This is a genomic window from Corynebacterium sp. NML180780 (genome assembly GCF_007786415.1).
Lineage (GTDB): Bacteria > Actinomycetota > Actinomycetes > Mycobacteriales > Mycobacteriaceae > Corynebacterium > Corynebacterium gottingense.
Genome location: NZ_VNKN01000016.1, coordinates 47,250 through 61,723 on the forward strand (window position 1 = coordinate 47,250; position 14,474 = coordinate 61,723).

At 68.0% G+C, this 14,474-nt stretch carries 18 protein-coding genes; 7 read left to right on the forward strand and 11 right to left on the reverse strand.

Annotated elements, in window-relative coordinates; genetic code table 11:
* Window positions 1-131: 131 nt before the first annotated feature.
* A complete protein-coding gene (locus tag FPP74_RS10875) occupies window positions 132-1,313 on the forward strand; it encodes an MFS transporter (RefSeq protein WP_255456136.1) in 1,182 nt (393 codons plus the stop codon).
* Here the strand turns inward: FPP74_RS10875 and FPP74_RS10880 are convergent.
* Window positions 1,305-2,801, reverse strand: coding sequence for a TM0106 family RecB-like putative nuclease (locus tag FPP74_RS10880; protein WP_255456137.1), 1,497 nt, complete (start codon window positions 2,799-2,801; stop codon window positions 1,305-1,307). The two genes, FPP74_RS10875 and FPP74_RS10880, sit on opposite strands and share 9 nt — an antisense overlap.
* Window positions 2,802-2,877: 76 nt before the next feature.
* Here FPP74_RS10880 and FPP74_RS10885 point away from each other — a divergent pair, with 76 nt between their 5' ends.
* Window positions 2,878-3,510, forward strand: a complete 633-nt coding sequence (locus FPP74_RS10885) for a DUF6474 family protein (protein WP_095537430.1) — start codon at window positions 2,878-2,880, stop codon at window positions 3,508-3,510.
* 28 nt (window positions 3,511-3,538) lie between these two features.
* Here the strand turns inward: FPP74_RS10885 and FPP74_RS10890 are convergent, their stop codons facing one another.
* Both FPP74_RS10890 and FPP74_RS10895 read right to left on the reverse strand, forming a co-directional pair.
* Window positions 3,539-4,177 (reverse strand): response regulator transcription factor, encoded by a 639-nt coding sequence (locus FPP74_RS10890; protein ID WP_095278870.1) that lies wholly within the window; start codon window positions 4,175-4,177, stop codon window positions 3,539-3,541.
* Window positions 4,152-5,447 carry a sensor histidine kinase gene (locus tag FPP74_RS10895; protein WP_095546271.1) on the reverse strand — a complete coding sequence of 432 codons (1,296 nt, stop codon included), beginning with the start codon at window positions 5,445-5,447 and terminating at the stop codon, window positions 4,152-4,154. The genes FPP74_RS10890 and FPP74_RS10895 overlap by 26 nt, the downstream gene beginning before the upstream one ends.
* Here FPP74_RS10895 and FPP74_RS10900 point away from each other — a divergent pair.
* Complete coding sequence (locus tag FPP74_RS10900; protein WP_144718471.1) at window positions 5,446-6,036, forward strand: DUF2020 domain-containing protein; 591 nt, start codon at window positions 5,446-5,448, stop codon at window positions 6,034-6,036. The genes FPP74_RS10895 and FPP74_RS10900 overlap by 2 nt on opposite strands.
* Window positions 6,033-7,028 (forward strand): TIGR00730 family Rossman fold protein, encoded by a 996-nt coding sequence (locus tag FPP74_RS10905; RefSeq protein ID WP_095537426.1) that lies wholly within the window; start codon window positions 6,033-6,035, stop codon window positions 7,026-7,028. The genes FPP74_RS10900 and FPP74_RS10905 overlap by 4 nt, the downstream gene beginning before the upstream one ends.
* A gap of 16 nt (window positions 7,029-7,044) precedes the next feature.
* Here FPP74_RS10905 and FPP74_RS12305 read toward each other — a convergent pair whose 3' ends face one another.
* On the reverse strand, window positions 7,045-7,197 hold the full coding sequence (locus FPP74_RS12305) for a hypothetical protein (protein ID WP_095278866.1): 153 nt from the start codon (window positions 7,195-7,197) through the stop codon (window positions 7,045-7,047).
* A 3-nt stretch (window positions 7,198-7,200) separates the two neighbouring features.
* Entirely contained in the window at window positions 7,201-7,998 is a 798-nt protein-coding gene (locus tag FPP74_RS10910) for a class E sortase (RefSeq protein ID WP_144718473.1), read from the reverse strand.
* A 72-nt stretch (window positions 7,999-8,070) separates the two neighbouring features.
* Between FPP74_RS10910 and yidC the strand changes: the two genes are divergently transcribed.
* Window positions 8,071-9,183, forward strand: a complete 1,113-nt coding sequence (gene yidC / locus FPP74_RS10915) for a membrane protein insertase YidC (RefSeq protein WP_144718475.1) — start codon at window positions 8,071-8,073, stop codon at window positions 9,181-9,183.
* On the opposite strand, the gene FPP74_RS10920 is transcribed toward yidC, so the two are convergent.
* The 4 genes from FPP74_RS10920 to FPP74_RS12310 form a co-directional block, all read right to left on the reverse strand.
* A complete protein-coding gene (locus FPP74_RS10920) occupies window positions 9,171-9,800 on the reverse strand; it encodes a TetR/AcrR family transcriptional regulator (protein WP_144718477.1) in 630 nt (209 codons plus the stop codon). The genes yidC and FPP74_RS10920 overlap by 13 nt on opposite strands.
* 164 nt (window positions 9,801-9,964) lie before the next feature.
* Window positions 9,965-10,234, reverse strand: coding sequence for a GlsB/YeaQ/YmgE family stress response membrane protein (locus FPP74_RS10925; RefSeq protein ID WP_095535964.1), 270 nt, complete (start codon window positions 10,232-10,234; stop codon window positions 9,965-9,967).
* 81 nt (window positions 10,235-10,315) lie between these two features.
* Window positions 10,316-11,236, reverse strand: a complete 921-nt coding sequence (locus FPP74_RS10930) for a universal stress protein (protein ID WP_144718479.1) — start codon at window positions 11,234-11,236, stop codon at window positions 10,316-10,318.
* 71 nt (window positions 11,237-11,307) lie between these two features.
* Window positions 11,308-11,454: a hypothetical protein gene (locus tag FPP74_RS12310; protein WP_186439437.1), complete on the reverse strand. Its 147-nt coding sequence runs from the start codon at window positions 11,452-11,454 to the stop codon at window positions 11,308-11,310.
* On the opposite strand from FPP74_RS12310, the gene FPP74_RS10935 reads away from it, so the two are divergent.
* On the forward strand, window positions 11,390-12,466 hold the full coding sequence (locus tag FPP74_RS10935; RefSeq protein WP_370511808.1) for a pseudouridine synthase: 1,077 nt from the start codon (window positions 11,390-11,392) through the stop codon (window positions 12,464-12,466). The two genes, FPP74_RS12310 and FPP74_RS10935, sit on opposite strands and share 65 nt — an antisense overlap.
* Here FPP74_RS10935 and FPP74_RS10940 read toward each other — a convergent pair.
* Window positions 12,379-13,005 (reverse strand): DnaB-like helicase N-terminal domain-containing protein, encoded by a 627-nt coding sequence (locus FPP74_RS10940; RefSeq protein ID WP_095547922.1) that lies wholly within the window; start codon window positions 13,003-13,005, stop codon window positions 12,379-12,381. The two genes, FPP74_RS10935 and FPP74_RS10940, sit on opposite strands and share 88 nt — an antisense overlap.
* Window positions 13,006-13,068: 63 nt before the next feature.
* A complete protein-coding gene (locus FPP74_RS10945) occupies window positions 13,069-13,611 on the reverse strand; it encodes a hypothetical protein (RefSeq protein WP_144718481.1) in 543 nt (180 codons plus the stop codon).
* A 696-nt stretch (window positions 13,612-14,307) separates the two neighbouring features.
* Here FPP74_RS10945 and FPP74_RS10950 point away from each other — a divergent pair.
* The coding region (locus FPP74_RS10950) for a transposase (protein ID WP_144718483.1) at window positions 14,308-14,474 on the forward strand (167 nt) is incomplete at its 3' end.

Consider the following 14,474-nt stretch of genomic DNA (forward strand, 5'->3'; position numbering starts at 1 on the left):
GGCCCGAGTAAGACGCCGCACCCCGCGCCGACCACGCACCCGCGTGGCCGGCGCGGTTTTTTATGGGCACGCCACAGGAAATCCGGCGAAACCGTTGCGGGAGCGCGCAAAAAGGTGGACCATAAGTCCTTATGAGGAAGGGCACGATTGAGTATCGCAGGGCGTCGATAGGCATGCTCCTCGTCGGCCTGGCGATCTTCTCCTCGCTCTACGCCACGCAGGCGCTGCTGCCCACGCTCACGCACGAGATGGGGATCGACCCGTCCACCGCCGCGCTCACCGTGTCCGCCGCGACGGGTGCGCTCGCGGTGTGCGTGGTGCCGGCGTCGATCCTGTCGGAAAAGTTCGGGCGCGGCCGCGTGCTGGTCATCTCCGCGCTCGCCGCCACCGCGCTCGGGCTGACGCTGCCGCTAGCGCAGAGCATCGAGCAGCTCGTGGTGCTGCGCTCGCTCCAGGGCGCGCTGCTCGCGGGCACGCCCGCGGTGGCGATGGCGTGGCTGTCGGAGGAGCTGGACGAGCGCGACCTCGCCGGCGCGATGGGGCTCTACATCGCGGGCACCTCGGTCGGCGGGCTGACCGGCCGCCTCATCCCGGCGTTCATGCTCGAGGTCACCGGCTGGCGCTGGGCGCTGGCCACGAGCGCCGCGGTGAGCCTCGCCCTGGCCGTCGCCACCGCCATTCTGCTGCCGGAACAGCGCAACTTCCGCCCGAAGGCATCGATCCGCCCGGGCGCCGAGGTCCGCGCCGTGGCCGGCCACCTGCGCAACCCGCGCCTGGTCGGGCTGGTCGCCACCGCGTTCATCGCCATGGGCGTGTTCGTGTCCATGTACAACTTTTTCGGGTTCCGCGCCATCAATGATTTCGGGCTCGCGCCGTCGCTGGCAGGCCTGACCTACGTGATGTACCTGTCCGGCACGTGGTCGAGCGCGCGGGCGGGCAGCTTCGTCTCCCGCTTCGGTCGCGGCCGGGTCGTGCTCGCCGCCGCAGTGCTCATGCTCACCGGCGCGCTCATCGGTTCCAGTAGCAACCTCATCGTCACGCTGGTGGGGCTGCTTATCTTCACCGCCAGCTTCTTCGCCCTGCACTCCACGGCGTCGGGCTGGGTAGGGCTGATTGCGGAGAAGGACCGCGCGGAGGCGTCGAGCCTCTACGTGTTCTGCTACTACATGGGCTCGTCGCTGCTGGGGGCGGCGACGGGCCAGGCGTTTGAGGCGCTGCCGTGGGCGGGGTTCGTGGCCGTGCTCGCGGCGATGCTGGGCGCGCTCATCGCCATCGCGGTCGCGCTCGCCGTGGCGGAGAAGCGCTCAGAGTAGCGGCAGGCCCGGCGCGCCCGCGTCGAGGAACTCGCGCACGGCGCGCGTGGCCCGGCAGTCGTCCTCGTTGTAGCGCAGCAGCGTCTCCCGCGCCGCCGCGCCGTCGACGCCGCCCTCCCGCGCTGCGCGGCGCAGCGCCACGGAGACCTCGCCGTCCACGTCGTCGTCCTCCCAGGTAAATCCCACCACCGGCCCGAGGACTTTGAGGCCCAGCCCGTCGGTGCCCACCAGGTGCGTGCGCACGTGCGCGAACACGTCCACCCACTCGTCGGAAGCGATGAAGGCCTGCACCTCGGCCAGCTCCACTGAGTCGAAGCGCTTGGCGGATGACTTCATCCAGTGGTTCTCGCCGCCCGCCGCGTAGCAGTAGGCCGCAAACGTCTTGCCCGCCGCGTGCGCCGCGTCGCGCACGCCCATCAGCCAGCGCCAGAACTGCGTGAAGTTGCGTTCCTCGGCCTCGCCGCCCACGTCGTCCCAAGTGACAAACGCGCGGTACACCGCGCCGTCGTACGCGCCCCACAGGTAGGCGCCTTGGTCCAGGTACGCCTCCATGTCCACGTCGATCTCCACGTCGGCGCGCGGCACGCGGATCGGCCCCTGGCGTCGCAGCACCGGGATACCCTCGCGCCAGGAGCGGGCGATTACCGACGCCTCGCCGCAGGAGGCGTCGATAAGCCCCTGCACCGTGACGATCCCCTTGTCGCGCCACGCGTCGCCCCGGCCGCCGGAGAAGACGAGCGAGATGTCATCGAGCTCGCGCAGGCGCGGCTCGCAGAGCTGCCAGAACCGGCAGCCCGCGCACTGTTTGAGGCGCAGCGGCTCGTCCGGGATCGGTGCGCCGAGCGCGCGCAGCATCGGCGGCACGAACCGGGTGACCTCGCCGAGGTAGGCGCGCTCGCGGTCCTGGCCGATGCTCGCGCCGAGGCCGGTGGCGGAGTCGCCGAGCAGGAGTTCCGCCATGGCGAGGCGGTAGCCGTCGATGGTGTGGTGGCGCGGCTTGGCGCGCACCGCGAGCGGTTTGCCCAGCCCGAGCCGGCCGGTGGGCACCATCCGCGTGCTGGACTCCGGGTCCTTGCGCGCGACGCGGTGGTTGGACACGATGACGGGGAGGTAGCCGTCGTCGGTGCGCACGAGCACGTCGATCTCGTCCACCACGCGGATCCCCTCGAGTGTGCCGCAGAGGACCGCGCGCGTGATCAGGTTGGCGCCGCGGCGCATCGCCGCCCGCGTCTCCGCGTCGCGGCTGAGCAGCTCGGTAGGGGTCGTGGCCGGCGGGAGGTCGACGCGGACGAAGGCTTTCCGGCGGCCGTCGCCAACCGCCCGCTTCGTGGGCAGCGCGGCGAAGACGAGTTCGCGGGCGGCCTCGAGCTGCGCCTGGCGGGACTCGCCGCTCGGGGTTGGACCGATCTCCGGGTGCGCCCAACGCTGGCGCAACCGGAACCTGCATCCCACGAGGTCCGCGGGACGGACCTGAAACGGCTCATTCACAATATGGACCACATTACCTGGACGGCGGGTAAGATCGGGACAGCGAAAAACGACACGACCAAGGAGCACCACCCCAATGGGAGTTTTTGAAGCGATCCGCAAGGCCCGCGCGAGGACGAAGGCGGAGATCAAGGCCGCCGAGGCGCGCGCCCGCAAGATGGCCAAGGAGCAGGCGAAGGCCGATCAGAAGACGGCGAAGCTGCTGGACAAGGCAGAAAAGCGCCTGATCAAGGAGGAGAAGAAGGGCCTGAAGCGCAAGCGCAAGCACGAGAAGCAGCTGGCCGAGGCGCACCTGAAGCGCATCGAGCAGACCGGCTTTACGCAGAAGAAGGCGAAGCAGTGGGTCGGCGCGTCGCGCATCCTCGTGCCCATCCTGCTGCCGCTGGCGTACAAGGCGTACACCTCCTACCAGCAGAACCGCATGAACTCCCGCGCCGCCGATCTGGGCGTCAACCCGCAGGACCTCGCGCGCCACTCCGGCCGCGGCGCCGAGCTCAAGGCGCGTATTGACGCCCTGCGTACCTCCGTCGAGTCCGCCGACAACCTGCCGTCTGGCTTCTCCGGCGACGCGAAGGTGCGCCTCAATGAGCTGGCGCGCAACGTGCGCGACGCGGAGCACCTCAACCCGGAGCAGCGCCGCCTGGCGTACGGCACCGTGGAGGAGGAGCTGGACACACTCGGCGCGGAGATCGCCAAGAAGTCCCGCTAAGCCTCGGGGCTCTCGGAGCTCTTGGGGGTTACAGCACCCCCTGCTCGCGTGCCGACGCCACCGCCGACGTCCGCGAGCGCACCCCCAGCTTGTCGTAGATGTGCACCAGGTGCGACTTCACCGTTGCCTCCGACAGCATGAGCTGCTGGCCGATCTCCCGGTTCGAGGAGCCTTCGGCCACCAGCTGCAGCACCTCCAGCTCGCGCGGCGTAAGCGAGGAACGCGGCGCCCTGTCGCGCGTCTCCAGCTTGTCGCGCACGACCGGCGACAGTGAGGCGTCGCCGCGCGCGGTGGAGCGCACCGCGGCGAGCAGCTCCTCCGGCGGCGCGTCCTTGAGCAAGTATCCCACCGCGCCGGCCTCGATCGCGCCCAGGATGTCCGCGTCCGTGTCGTAGTTGGTCACCACCAGCACCTTCGGCGGCGTCGCCATGCTGGAGCGGATCTCTGCCGTCGCCTGCGCGCCCGTGGTCACCCGCGCGCCCTCGGACCCGGCGCCGAAGCGCAGGTCCATCAGGATCACGTCGATGCCGCCCGCCTGCGCGGTCGCGATTGCGGCCTCGGCGGTCGCCACCTCACCCACGACGCGGATGTCCTCCGCCGCCTCGAGCACGGAGCGCAGCCCGAGCCGCACAATTTCGTGGTCATCGGCCAGCAGCACCCGGATCATCGTTCACCTCGTCCTTATCTTCGTCGATGCGGTTGGCCGCATCATTCTTTTGATTGACATTACTCGGTACCGCGACCGAAAGCGCCGTAGGTCCACCCGGCGCGGACTCCACCACCAGCTCCCCGCCCAGCTCCGCGGCGCGCGAGCGCATCGCGTCCAGCCCCAGGTGCCCCAGCCCCGCGGGCTGCTCCGCCTGCGCTTCCGTGTCGAACCCGTGACCGTTATCCACCACGTCCAGGCGCACCTCCCCCGCTCCGTACGTCAGCGTCACCCGCATCCGCGTCCCGCCCGAATGCTTCACCGCGTTCGCCATCGCCCCCTGCGCGATCCGCAGCAGCCCGGCCTCGGTGCGCATCGGCAGCTGCTGCGCCTCCCCGTCCGTGTCGATCTCAATGCGCATGTCGCTCGCCGTCTCCAGGTCGCCCGCGATGCGGGTGAGGGCATCGCTTAACGACGTCTCACTCAACGGGGCCGGCGCCAACGCCGCGATCATCGCCCGCGTCTCCGCCAAGTTGTTGGACGCCGCCCGGCGCGCCGTCTCCATCCGCTTCAGCGGCGCCTCCAGCTGTTCGGCCGGGACGTCCAGGCCCGCGAGGTCCCGCTCGGCGGCGTGGAGCAGCATCTGGATCGAGGACAGGTTCTGCGCCACCGTGTCGTGGATCTCGTGCGCGAGGCGCTCGCGCTCCTGTGCCACGCCGGCGGCGCGCTCGGTGGCGACCAGTTTGTCGCGGGTGGAAAGCAGCTCGTCGATAAGCGCCTCCCGCTCCTTGCTCACCCGTCCGATGGTGGTGAACGCGTAGTTGATGGCCACCACGACCGCGGCGGAAAGGACCGGGCCGAGGACGCCGCCGAGGGTGAGCCCGCCCGGGATCTGGATGAGGACGGAGATGATGAGACCGGCGGCGACGAGGAGGAGGCCGCGCCAGTTGTTGAAGACGCGGAGGAAGACGAAGAAGAGGATGAAGACCCAGTAGACCGCGACCGGCGAGATGGTCATATCCGCGACCCAGACCGCGGTGAGCGCGAGGCACCACAGGCCGCGCATCCAGCGGCCCCATCGGTGCATCTCCACCATGCCGTAGAACAGGACGAAGGAGAAAGAGGAGACCAGGAGGATCTGCAGCAGCGCCAGGTTCAGCGGCATCCGGGCCAGCGCGCCGAGGGAGACGAGCACGAGGCACACGGCGAGCACCGTGATGCCGGTGTCGAGCGCCTTGTTGTCCGGCACGTCTGCGGTCGGCTGCGCCGCGCTGGCTAGTCTAGAGCTCATGCGTTTGACACTACCCACTGTGTGGATGGCCCCCGTGCTCGTGGCAACCGGTCTCGCGCTCGCCGCGTGCGGCAGCGGTAGCGAGGACAGCCCGGACAGCGCAGACAGCGCGGGTGGGGAGCCAACGGAAGCGGCCGCGCCAGACTCCGGGCTGCCCGTCGAGGCGCTGCCGGCGACGGACCGCAACGGGTGGGTCGACTGCCCCTACCTGGATACGGAGTGGGTGGCGCAGACCAACGGGCAGCGCGTCACGGGCGTGGGCATCGACGAACGCTTCGACACGCCCGCCTGCCAGTTCTGGTCCTACCCGGAGGAGCCGCAGCTGACGGTGGTGGTGCGCCACATGGACAGCCCGGAGGCGGCGATGCAGGTGGTGGACTGGGCCACGCCGATCGCGTACACCTCGCCCGCGGACCAGCCGGTCGGGTGGAACGGCGGGCGACACGGCGGCGGCGAGGTCCCCGACCGGATCGGTGCCGCATACTCGGTGGCCAAGGGCTCTCACGCCGTCACCGTGTTTACCAACCAGGACGAGTCGGTGAAGGCACAACACGTGGCGGAGCAAGTCATCGCTACCCTGGGCCTGTGACCGAACACGTAACGCCCCCAGACCAGCCACTCGCAGAGATCATCGTCGCCGCAATCGTCTTCCGCGACGCGGAAGGGCGGGTGCTGTGCGTGCGCAAGCACTCCAGCCCTCGCTACCAGCTGCCGGGCGGCAAACTCGAGCCCGGCGAAAGCACCCTGGACGCCGCGCTGCGCGAGACGCGCGAGGAGATCGGCGTGGAGGTCGACCGCTCCCGCCTGAGCTACCTGGGCCGCTTCAGCGCGGAGGCGTCGAACGAACCGGGGCACACCGTCACCTCGACCGTGTACGTGCACCCCACTCCGCCCGCCGCGCCGGCGCCCGCGGCGGAGATCGCCGAGGCCGCCTGGATCGACCCGGAGGCGCCCGGCGACCGGCAGATCGCGCCCCTGCTCGCCTCGCGGATCTTCCCGGCGCTGCGCCCGCGCCGGCTGCGCGCCGTCACCGTCTTCGCCGGGGCCAACCCCGGCAAGCGCCCGGAATACCTCGAGCAGGGCCGCCTGCTCGGCGAGGCACTCGCCCGGCGCGGCGCTACCCTGGTCTACGGTGGGAGCAAGGTGGGCGTGATGGGAGCGGTGGCCGCGGGGGCGTCGGCAAGCGGCGGCTCCTCGCTCGGCGTGCTCACCACGCAGCTGGCCAACTACGAGCTCAAATTCGACGGGCTGGACCGGCTCGAGCTGGTCGGCTCGATGGCGGAGCGCAAGGCAATGATGAGCCAGCAGGGCGACGCGATCGTGGCGCTGCCCGGCGGGACGGGCACGCTGGACGAGCTGTTCCAGGAATGGACGAGCCAGCAGCTCGGGCTGCACTCCAAGCCAATCGGGCTGCTTGACAGCGAGTTCTGGCAGCCGCTGCTGGACATGGTGGACCACATGGTGCGCAACGGGTTCGTGCGGCAGACGGACCGCGACCACCTCGTCGTCGCGGACGACCCGGACGAGCTGCTGGACAGGCTGGAGCGGTGGGTGCCGCCGGTGCCGCGTTGGACGGACTAGACGGCGCTCGACGGCGCTAGACGGCGACGTCGTTGTACGGCATCATCGCCGAGATCCACGGGAACACGACCTCCATCAGCAGGAAGAACACCGCGACCAGGACGACGACGGTGATGAGGGCCTTGACCCACGTGTTGCCCGGCAGCTTGCGCCAGAGGAATGCGTACATGCGCTACTTCACCTCCGACATCGCGCTCGGGAGGGTGTTGCCCTCCGGGTTCTTCGGCAGGACCTCGGTGCGCATCGCGTGGACCACCATGCGCTCCGCGTTGGAGAACTGCGGGTGGCAGGTGGTCAGCGTCATGATGCCCTCCATGCCGTCCACCACCTCCATGGACTTCGTCTCCGGCATCGGGTTGACCACGTCGATGTCGCCGGGCACCGTGATGTGGCGCCCCTGCACCTTGCCGTAGTCACCGGTGGCCACCCGCTCGTTCATCTCGCCCGGCAGGCAGTCCGCGGTCTCGGCGCGGCGCTCGTCCGGCTGCTGCGACATGGGGAGCACGCGGTAGGTCACCCACTGGGTCTGGGTTTCCACCACGATGGCGTCGCAAGCCTTGAGCCCGCCCAGGTCGTTGAAGGGCGCGCCCTTGCCCACGCGGTGGCCGGCGACGGCGAAGTTGCCGTTCTCGCCGGGCATCTGGGTGTCCGGGTAGCGGCCCGGCCCGACGAGCAGCTCCTGTTCCTGCACGCCCTCGATGATGGCGAACTCGTAGTCGGGGCCGAAGGCGGGGATGTACATGCGCGCGAAGGCGTCGCCAAGCGCCGGCGCTTTCGCTTCGCGCGGGTTGACCCAGCCGTCGCCCCACTGCAGCTCGAGCTTCTGCTGCGCCTCATGCTGCTTCTCGCCGGAGGCGATGTTGGTCCAGAACGACTCGTAGAACGCGAACAGGAGGAGGAGGGCGCCTGCGGTGAGCAGGAGTTCCCCGATGACCTGTGAGGCACTGATGCGGTGAGGGGCTGCGGGCATGGCATAACATTAACCCACGACCGCTCGCGCGCGGCACTGCGAACGACGCTACGAAAGGGGCGCTTGCTCAGCATGCTGGAAATGTTGGTCTACCCGGTCTCTGCGGTGATTAAGCTGTGGCACTGGCTGCTTGCAGACGTCCTGGGCATGGGCCCCTCCGCCGCGTGGGTCGCCTCCGTGATTCTCCTCGTGGTCACGGTCCGCGCGCTCATCATGCCGTTTGCGCTGCAGCAATACCGCATCAGCCGCGTCGGCTTCCTGGTCAGGCCGCACCTCGCGCGCATCAAGGCGCAGTACGCCGACGCCACCTCGCCGGAGGCCATCGCCGCGGAGAAGCAGGCCATGAAGAAGGTCCAGGACGAGCACAACTACAACCCGCTCGCTGGCTGCATCCCGGCGCTCATCCAGTTCCCGGTGTTCATCGGCCTCTACCGCCTGCTGCGCTGGATGGCCGTGCCCACGGACGGCGACAACCACACCATCGGCATCCTCACCCCGCAGGACCTCGAGACGTTCCGGGCAGCTTCGCTTTTCGACGCCCCCCTCCCCGCCTACATGGCCATGCCCCCAGAACACCTCGCCGCTCTCGGCACCACGGAGGCGCAGGTGCGGGCCGTGGCCCTGCCCATGGTGATCGCCGCCGTCATCTTCACCTGCTCCAACCTTGCGATCTCGCAGATGCGCAACCGCTCCACGCTGGACTGGGAGAACGCGATGACGCGGAAGTCCTACGGCCTGCTGTGGTGGGCCATTCCGCTCGTCGCCCTGAGCCTCATCTCCGCCGGGCTTTCCGGCATCGTCCCGATCGCGGTGCTGCTGTACTGGGTCACGGGCAACCTGTGGACGATGACGCAGACGATCCTTTTCTGGGCCTGGACGGTCCGCCGCTACCCGGCGGAGGCGCTGCACCGCGAGTTCTGGGCGGAGACGAAGCAGAAGGCCGAGGAGCTGCGCGCCGCGCGCAAGGAGCGCAGACGGTCGCGCCGCGCGAAGCGCCTGCGCGCGCTGCGCCACCCGGGTGAGGCGGGCGCAATCGCCCGCGAGCTGCGCGCCGAGAAGCGCGAGCGCAAGCAGGAAAAAGCGCGCGAGAAGCAGGAGCGGAAGGCACTCCAGAAGGCGCGCAACGAGGCGAGCCGCCAGCTCGCGCGGGACAAGAAGCGCCAGAAGCAGGATCAGATGGAGTAGTCTGCGGGCGGCGCGCCGAGCTGGCTTTCCGCCAGGTCGCGCGCCTTGCGCAGCGGTGCGACGTCGCGCAGCAGGCGCGCGCCCGACATCCCGCCGTCAAGGAAGATGAGCAGCTCGTCCGCCTGGTTCGAGGAGTCGTAGCCGTTCTTGTTGCTCAGCAGCTCCGTGAGGGTGTCGTGCATCCAGGTGCGGTGGTTCAGGCAGGTCTGCACGATCCGCTGCTCCGACTCGGTGTCGGGGCGCGGGTACTCCATCGCCGCGTTGAGGAACGGGGAGCCGCGGAACTCGCGCTGCGGTTCCGCCTCGATGGCCATGTCAAAGAAGGCGAGGACCTTCTCGTCCGCGCTCGAGGCTTTGACCGCGCGCTCCTCCCACCGCTGCCGGTACTGCTCGTCCAAGCGCTCCAGGTAGGCGATGACCAGGTTGTCCTTGGAGCCGAGCAGGCTGTACAGGGACGCCTTCGCCACGTCGGCCTCGCGCAGGATCCGGTCGATGCCGATGACGCGGATGCCTTCCTCGGTAAAGAGTTTCGTGGCCGCGTCGAGGAGGCGCTGCCGCGGGCTCGGGCGGTTGCGGCGACGAGTCGTCGTCTTCTTTTTCGCCGTGCCACTGCTCACGTTGCGTCCTCACTTCCTCCGGTCATTGCGTCTGGTCTCAATATAGACAAACCGGTACGTACATTCCAGTCGGCCGGGCATATCTTTCACCCCGCGCATGCGAAAGCCCCCGGCGGCGCCGCGGAAAGCCGCAGGCCGATCCGGGGGCGAATCGTGATCTAGCGCTACTTGCGCTTGTTGGTCACCGCGTTGATGATGCCAAGGAGGATCGCCGCGCCCAGCAGGCAGGTGAGGAAGCTGAAGAACAACCCGGCGCCGGCGACGTCAACGCCGAACAGGCCGAGGACCCAACCACCGATGAGGCCGCCGACGATGCCGACGACGATGTTCAGACCGATGCCCATCTGCGCGTCGCGGCCCTGCATCTTGGAGGCGATCCAGCCCGCGATGCCGCCGATGATGATCCAGGCGATGAAGCCCATAGACAGAGTCATAGTGAGAAAATTCCCTTCGTATTCGTGCGTACCTTCGTTCGCCCTCCCATTATGCCCGGCTTATATGAGGACCGCTAGACCTTACTCCTCCGGGCGGACCACCATCATCGGGCACGGAGCGGATTGCAGCAGCGCGCGCGAGGTGGAACCGAGCAGCATGCCCTTGAAGCCACCGCGGCCGTGCGAGCCCGTGACCAGGAGCTGAGCGCCTTCCGACGCCTCCGTCAGCGCCCGGACCGGCCGGTCGCGGGTGATGAGGGTGCGCACCTCGACGTTGGGGAACTGCTCACGCAGCGTGCCCAGGTACTCCTCGAGTTTTTCGGCCTTTTCCTTCTGCACGGCCGCCCAGCGGTCATCGTCCACGGCGAAACCGGCACCCGGCGCCTGCACCTGCGTATCGATCCAGGTGTGCACCGCTACGAGCTCCGCCTTGCGAGCGTTCGCCTCCTCAAAGGCGTACTCAACGGCGCGACGGGACACCTCAGAACCGTCGACGCCGACAACAACCGGGCCATACTTGTTGGCGTCAGTGACGTTGTTGTCCTCGCGCACCACCACGACCGGGCAGGACGCGTGGGAAACGACAGCGCCGGAGACGGAGCCCAGGACCATGCCGGACAGCCCGCCCAGGCCGCGGGAACCCATGACCACCATCGTGGAGCTACGCGACATCTCCAGCAGCATGTCAATCGGGGAGCCCTCGGCGACGGCGTGGCCGATCTTGATGTCCGGCGCCACCTCGAGGGCGATGTCGCGGGCCTCGTCGATCTTCTTCAGGGTTTCGCGCTGGAGATCGTCGAAAAGCTCTTGCGGCGGAACCATACCCTCCGCGTAGAGGAACTGGGGCATGGTGTAGCTGGAGGCCAGACGCAGCGGGATGCCTCGCTTCATGGCGGTGTTCGCCGCCCAGCGCACCGCAGTCTGCGATGCGGGGCTGCCATCCACGGCGACAACGACGATGTCTTCGCGGTCTTCCAGGTTTTCTCGTTCTTCGCGGCTCATAGCCTCCGCCCTTTCGATTGGGGAACTGGTTATATCCTCAGTGTAGCGCGGTGGCGGGGGTGCAGTCGCCGTTACTGCGGAAGCTCAACCTTCTCGGCGGCGTCCGCGTTGGCGGGGAAGAAGACCTCGTACAGGAACCTGAACAGGTCAGCGATGCCCTTACCGATCCCCTCGGAAAAGAACTGCAAAATTGGGTCTAGCATTGCTCCAATGTCCATGCCGGATACGCTACTACATACTATGGCCCGCAAAAAGAGCAAGCTCGCACCGCCGTTGCCCCCGCGCGACGGCCTCGGCGCTTCCCGCGTCCGCGTGCCGGAGACCGACGCGCCGCTCACCGCCTTCGGGTTCCTCGCGGAAGTCATCGCGAGTCAGCGCCACCGCCACCCCGAGGACACCCCCGACGCCGTGGCGCGCCGCTTCGCCGACGGCGAGGTCGTGCTGCGCAGCGGCCAGCCCATCGCCGCCGACCAGGTTCTCGCCCCCGGCACCGACGTCTTCTTCTACCGCCGCCCCGCCCCGGAGCGCGAGGTCCCGTACCGGATCACGACGGTGTTCGAGGACGACGACATCCTCATCATCAACAAGCCGCCCTTCCTCGCCACGATGCCGCGCGCCGCCCACATCACCGAAACGGCCACGGTCCGCCTCCGCCGCGCGACCGGCAACGAGGAGCTCACCCCGGCGCACCGGCTCGACCTCATGACGTCCGGCCTCCTCCTCTTCACCAAACGCCGCGAGCTCCGCGGCCCCTACCAGGAGCTTTTCGCCCGCCGCGAGGTGCGCAAACAGTACACCGCCATCGCGCCGCACCGCCCGATCTCGCCCACCACGTGGCGCCACCGCATCCACAAAGTCACCGGCGACGTCGCCGCCACGCTCGTCCCCGGCACGCCCAATGCCACCACGCACGTCACGCAGATTTCGCTTATCGACGCCCCCTTGTCCCCCTCCCTCGCCACCACCTATTCCACCCCAGAGCCGCTGGCCAGCTACCTCCTCGAGCCCGTCACCGGCAAGACCCACCAACTGCGCATCCAGATGTGCGCCGCCGGTGCCCCAATCCTTGGCGACCCCATCTACCCCACCATTCGCCCCTTCGGCACCGAAGACTTCTCCCGACCGATGCTGCTCACGTCCGTCTACCTCGGCTTCACCGACCCGCTCTCCGGCCGGGAGCGGGAGTTCCGAGCTGAGGCGTGGCTGCCGGGAGCAGGGTGGCGCCTATAAGCAAACCGCTCCCACGCCGCGCGCTGCTGCTTGCCTTGCGCGACGAGCTGCGCAAACAGCTCGTCCTCGGGCGCCTCGTCCGCGATCTGCGCGAGCCGCTGCACCATGCGGCGAAACTGGCGCCGGTACGACAGAGAGAGGACCTGGCGCGCGTACTCGGCGGCGAGCAGGTCGTTCGCCTGGAGGCCGAGGAGCGTGGCCATGAGCTCGGTGGTGTCGCGCGTAGTCATCCCGTCTTTCGCGCCCTTGGCGCTCAGCGTGGCGATCACCGTTGCTGAATCGGTCGGGCGATCCTCCGCGGCACGCTCCTGGATCGCCCTGAAGATCTTGGCGTAGTTAGGGCGGTAGAAATCTCCCGCCTCGACGATATTGAGGGCTTCGTTGACGGTCTGGAGATCGCCGCGCTGACCTGCCCACAAAAGCGCGGAGAGGAGGAGCGCCTCGCTGTCGTGCCGAGGGTTGTAGGGAGGAAAGTCAGGGTCGAGGTCGGGGTGCCCCTCCGTCTCGACCTCGGTGTAGCGGCGCTGTTGATCTGCCATGCCACTCCTTTCAGCTAGTCGACTATTCGCACATACTAGCGGATGGAACGGAGTGGTGCGCGGCTACGGAATAAGCGCGGTGACTTCCGCCGGAAGCATCGGCGCGATCTGCGGCCACGCGGCACCGACTACCCCGCCCACGACGAGAAGCGCGAGAAGCGTGGGCCAGAGGATCATCGCCGGCATTGGGGAGCCGTCAGGATAGAACAGCCCTGATTGCCACTCCGACTCGTCGTAAGAGAGGTTGCGCCCCTTGATGCACGCACGTAGGCCCGGTGCCAGGTAGGACCCGGCTCCGTTTACCTCGAGGTAGTCATCAATCCCCTCCGAGGAACCAGTAGCCGGGCGCTTGCCGCCCTTATCCAGGTACGCCTTCTCCTTAGCGATGATCCGGTCGAGCTCCTTCTGCGCCTGAGCCTTCGTCATAGTACGGGTGCGCACCTTCGTGTAGGGAGTACCCAGGTCGCCGGAGTAGTTAAAGGTGCACTTGTCACCCTTCACGATTACTTCGGAGGCCGACGACTCGAGAGGTGCTGCAACCACTCCGGCAGCGGCGAGCGAGGCGGCGAGGGCGATGGACGTTGCGCGGATCTTCGGGGCACTCATTGTGGTCTCCTTGTGTTGTACTGCACTGCTGCTGCCAGACTGGGGGCGAACTGGGGGTTTGAGCACAGCATAATCAAGAACCGTTAACGCGGGGTGGTTTTCGAGGCTGTTGTGTTGATAGGGACCGAAAGTTGCCGGCGCGCCCCTGGCAGGTGAGATCATATTCTGCGGTGGGCGGGGTGGAGTGAGTGGTTGCCGACTCAGGGCGGCCTGCAGCTGGCTCCGCCGTCCGGTGTGGTGTGGTTCCGTGTGTTTGACGAGAATGACGTGAGTTTCACCGTCGCTATGTGTGTTTGACGAGAAGGGGGTGACGAATTCACGGTCCCCTCGGGACCGCATCTTCGTCACGGAGATCTCGTCAAATAGCCGCCCTACTGACTGCACGCGGGGTTGGGCGGTGCGCCAGCACGCGTGAATCGGGGGGGGGGCAGCAGCAACGCCAGGCGATCGCGCGGCAGAGAGTGTCCGCCTAGCCATTGCCCGAATATTCAACCGGGTGGCACTCTGCGGCGACAGCGTAGGCACCACGGCGGTCCACGCTCCCCATTTACTCTGCGGTGGCAGAGTAAAGCCCCCGGCACGGCCACAGCTTGGTCTGCGATGGTTGTGCGGCTTCGGCGCGGGCTGCGTTATATGGAGCTAGCTCTGAAGCGTCCTGGGTTTAGTTCCTACCTCTGCTAAGGAAGGATTGGCACTATGCCCAGAAAGTATTCCGCCGAATTCAAGGAGAAGGCGGTCCATCAAGTCCTAGAGATGGTCCGTCTGGAGTCCTGCTCACGGCAACGCGCGTACGAGGAAGTCGGAGAGCTTCTTGGCGTGTCCCACCACACGTTACGCGCCTGGTACCGTGACAGCGTCGCCCA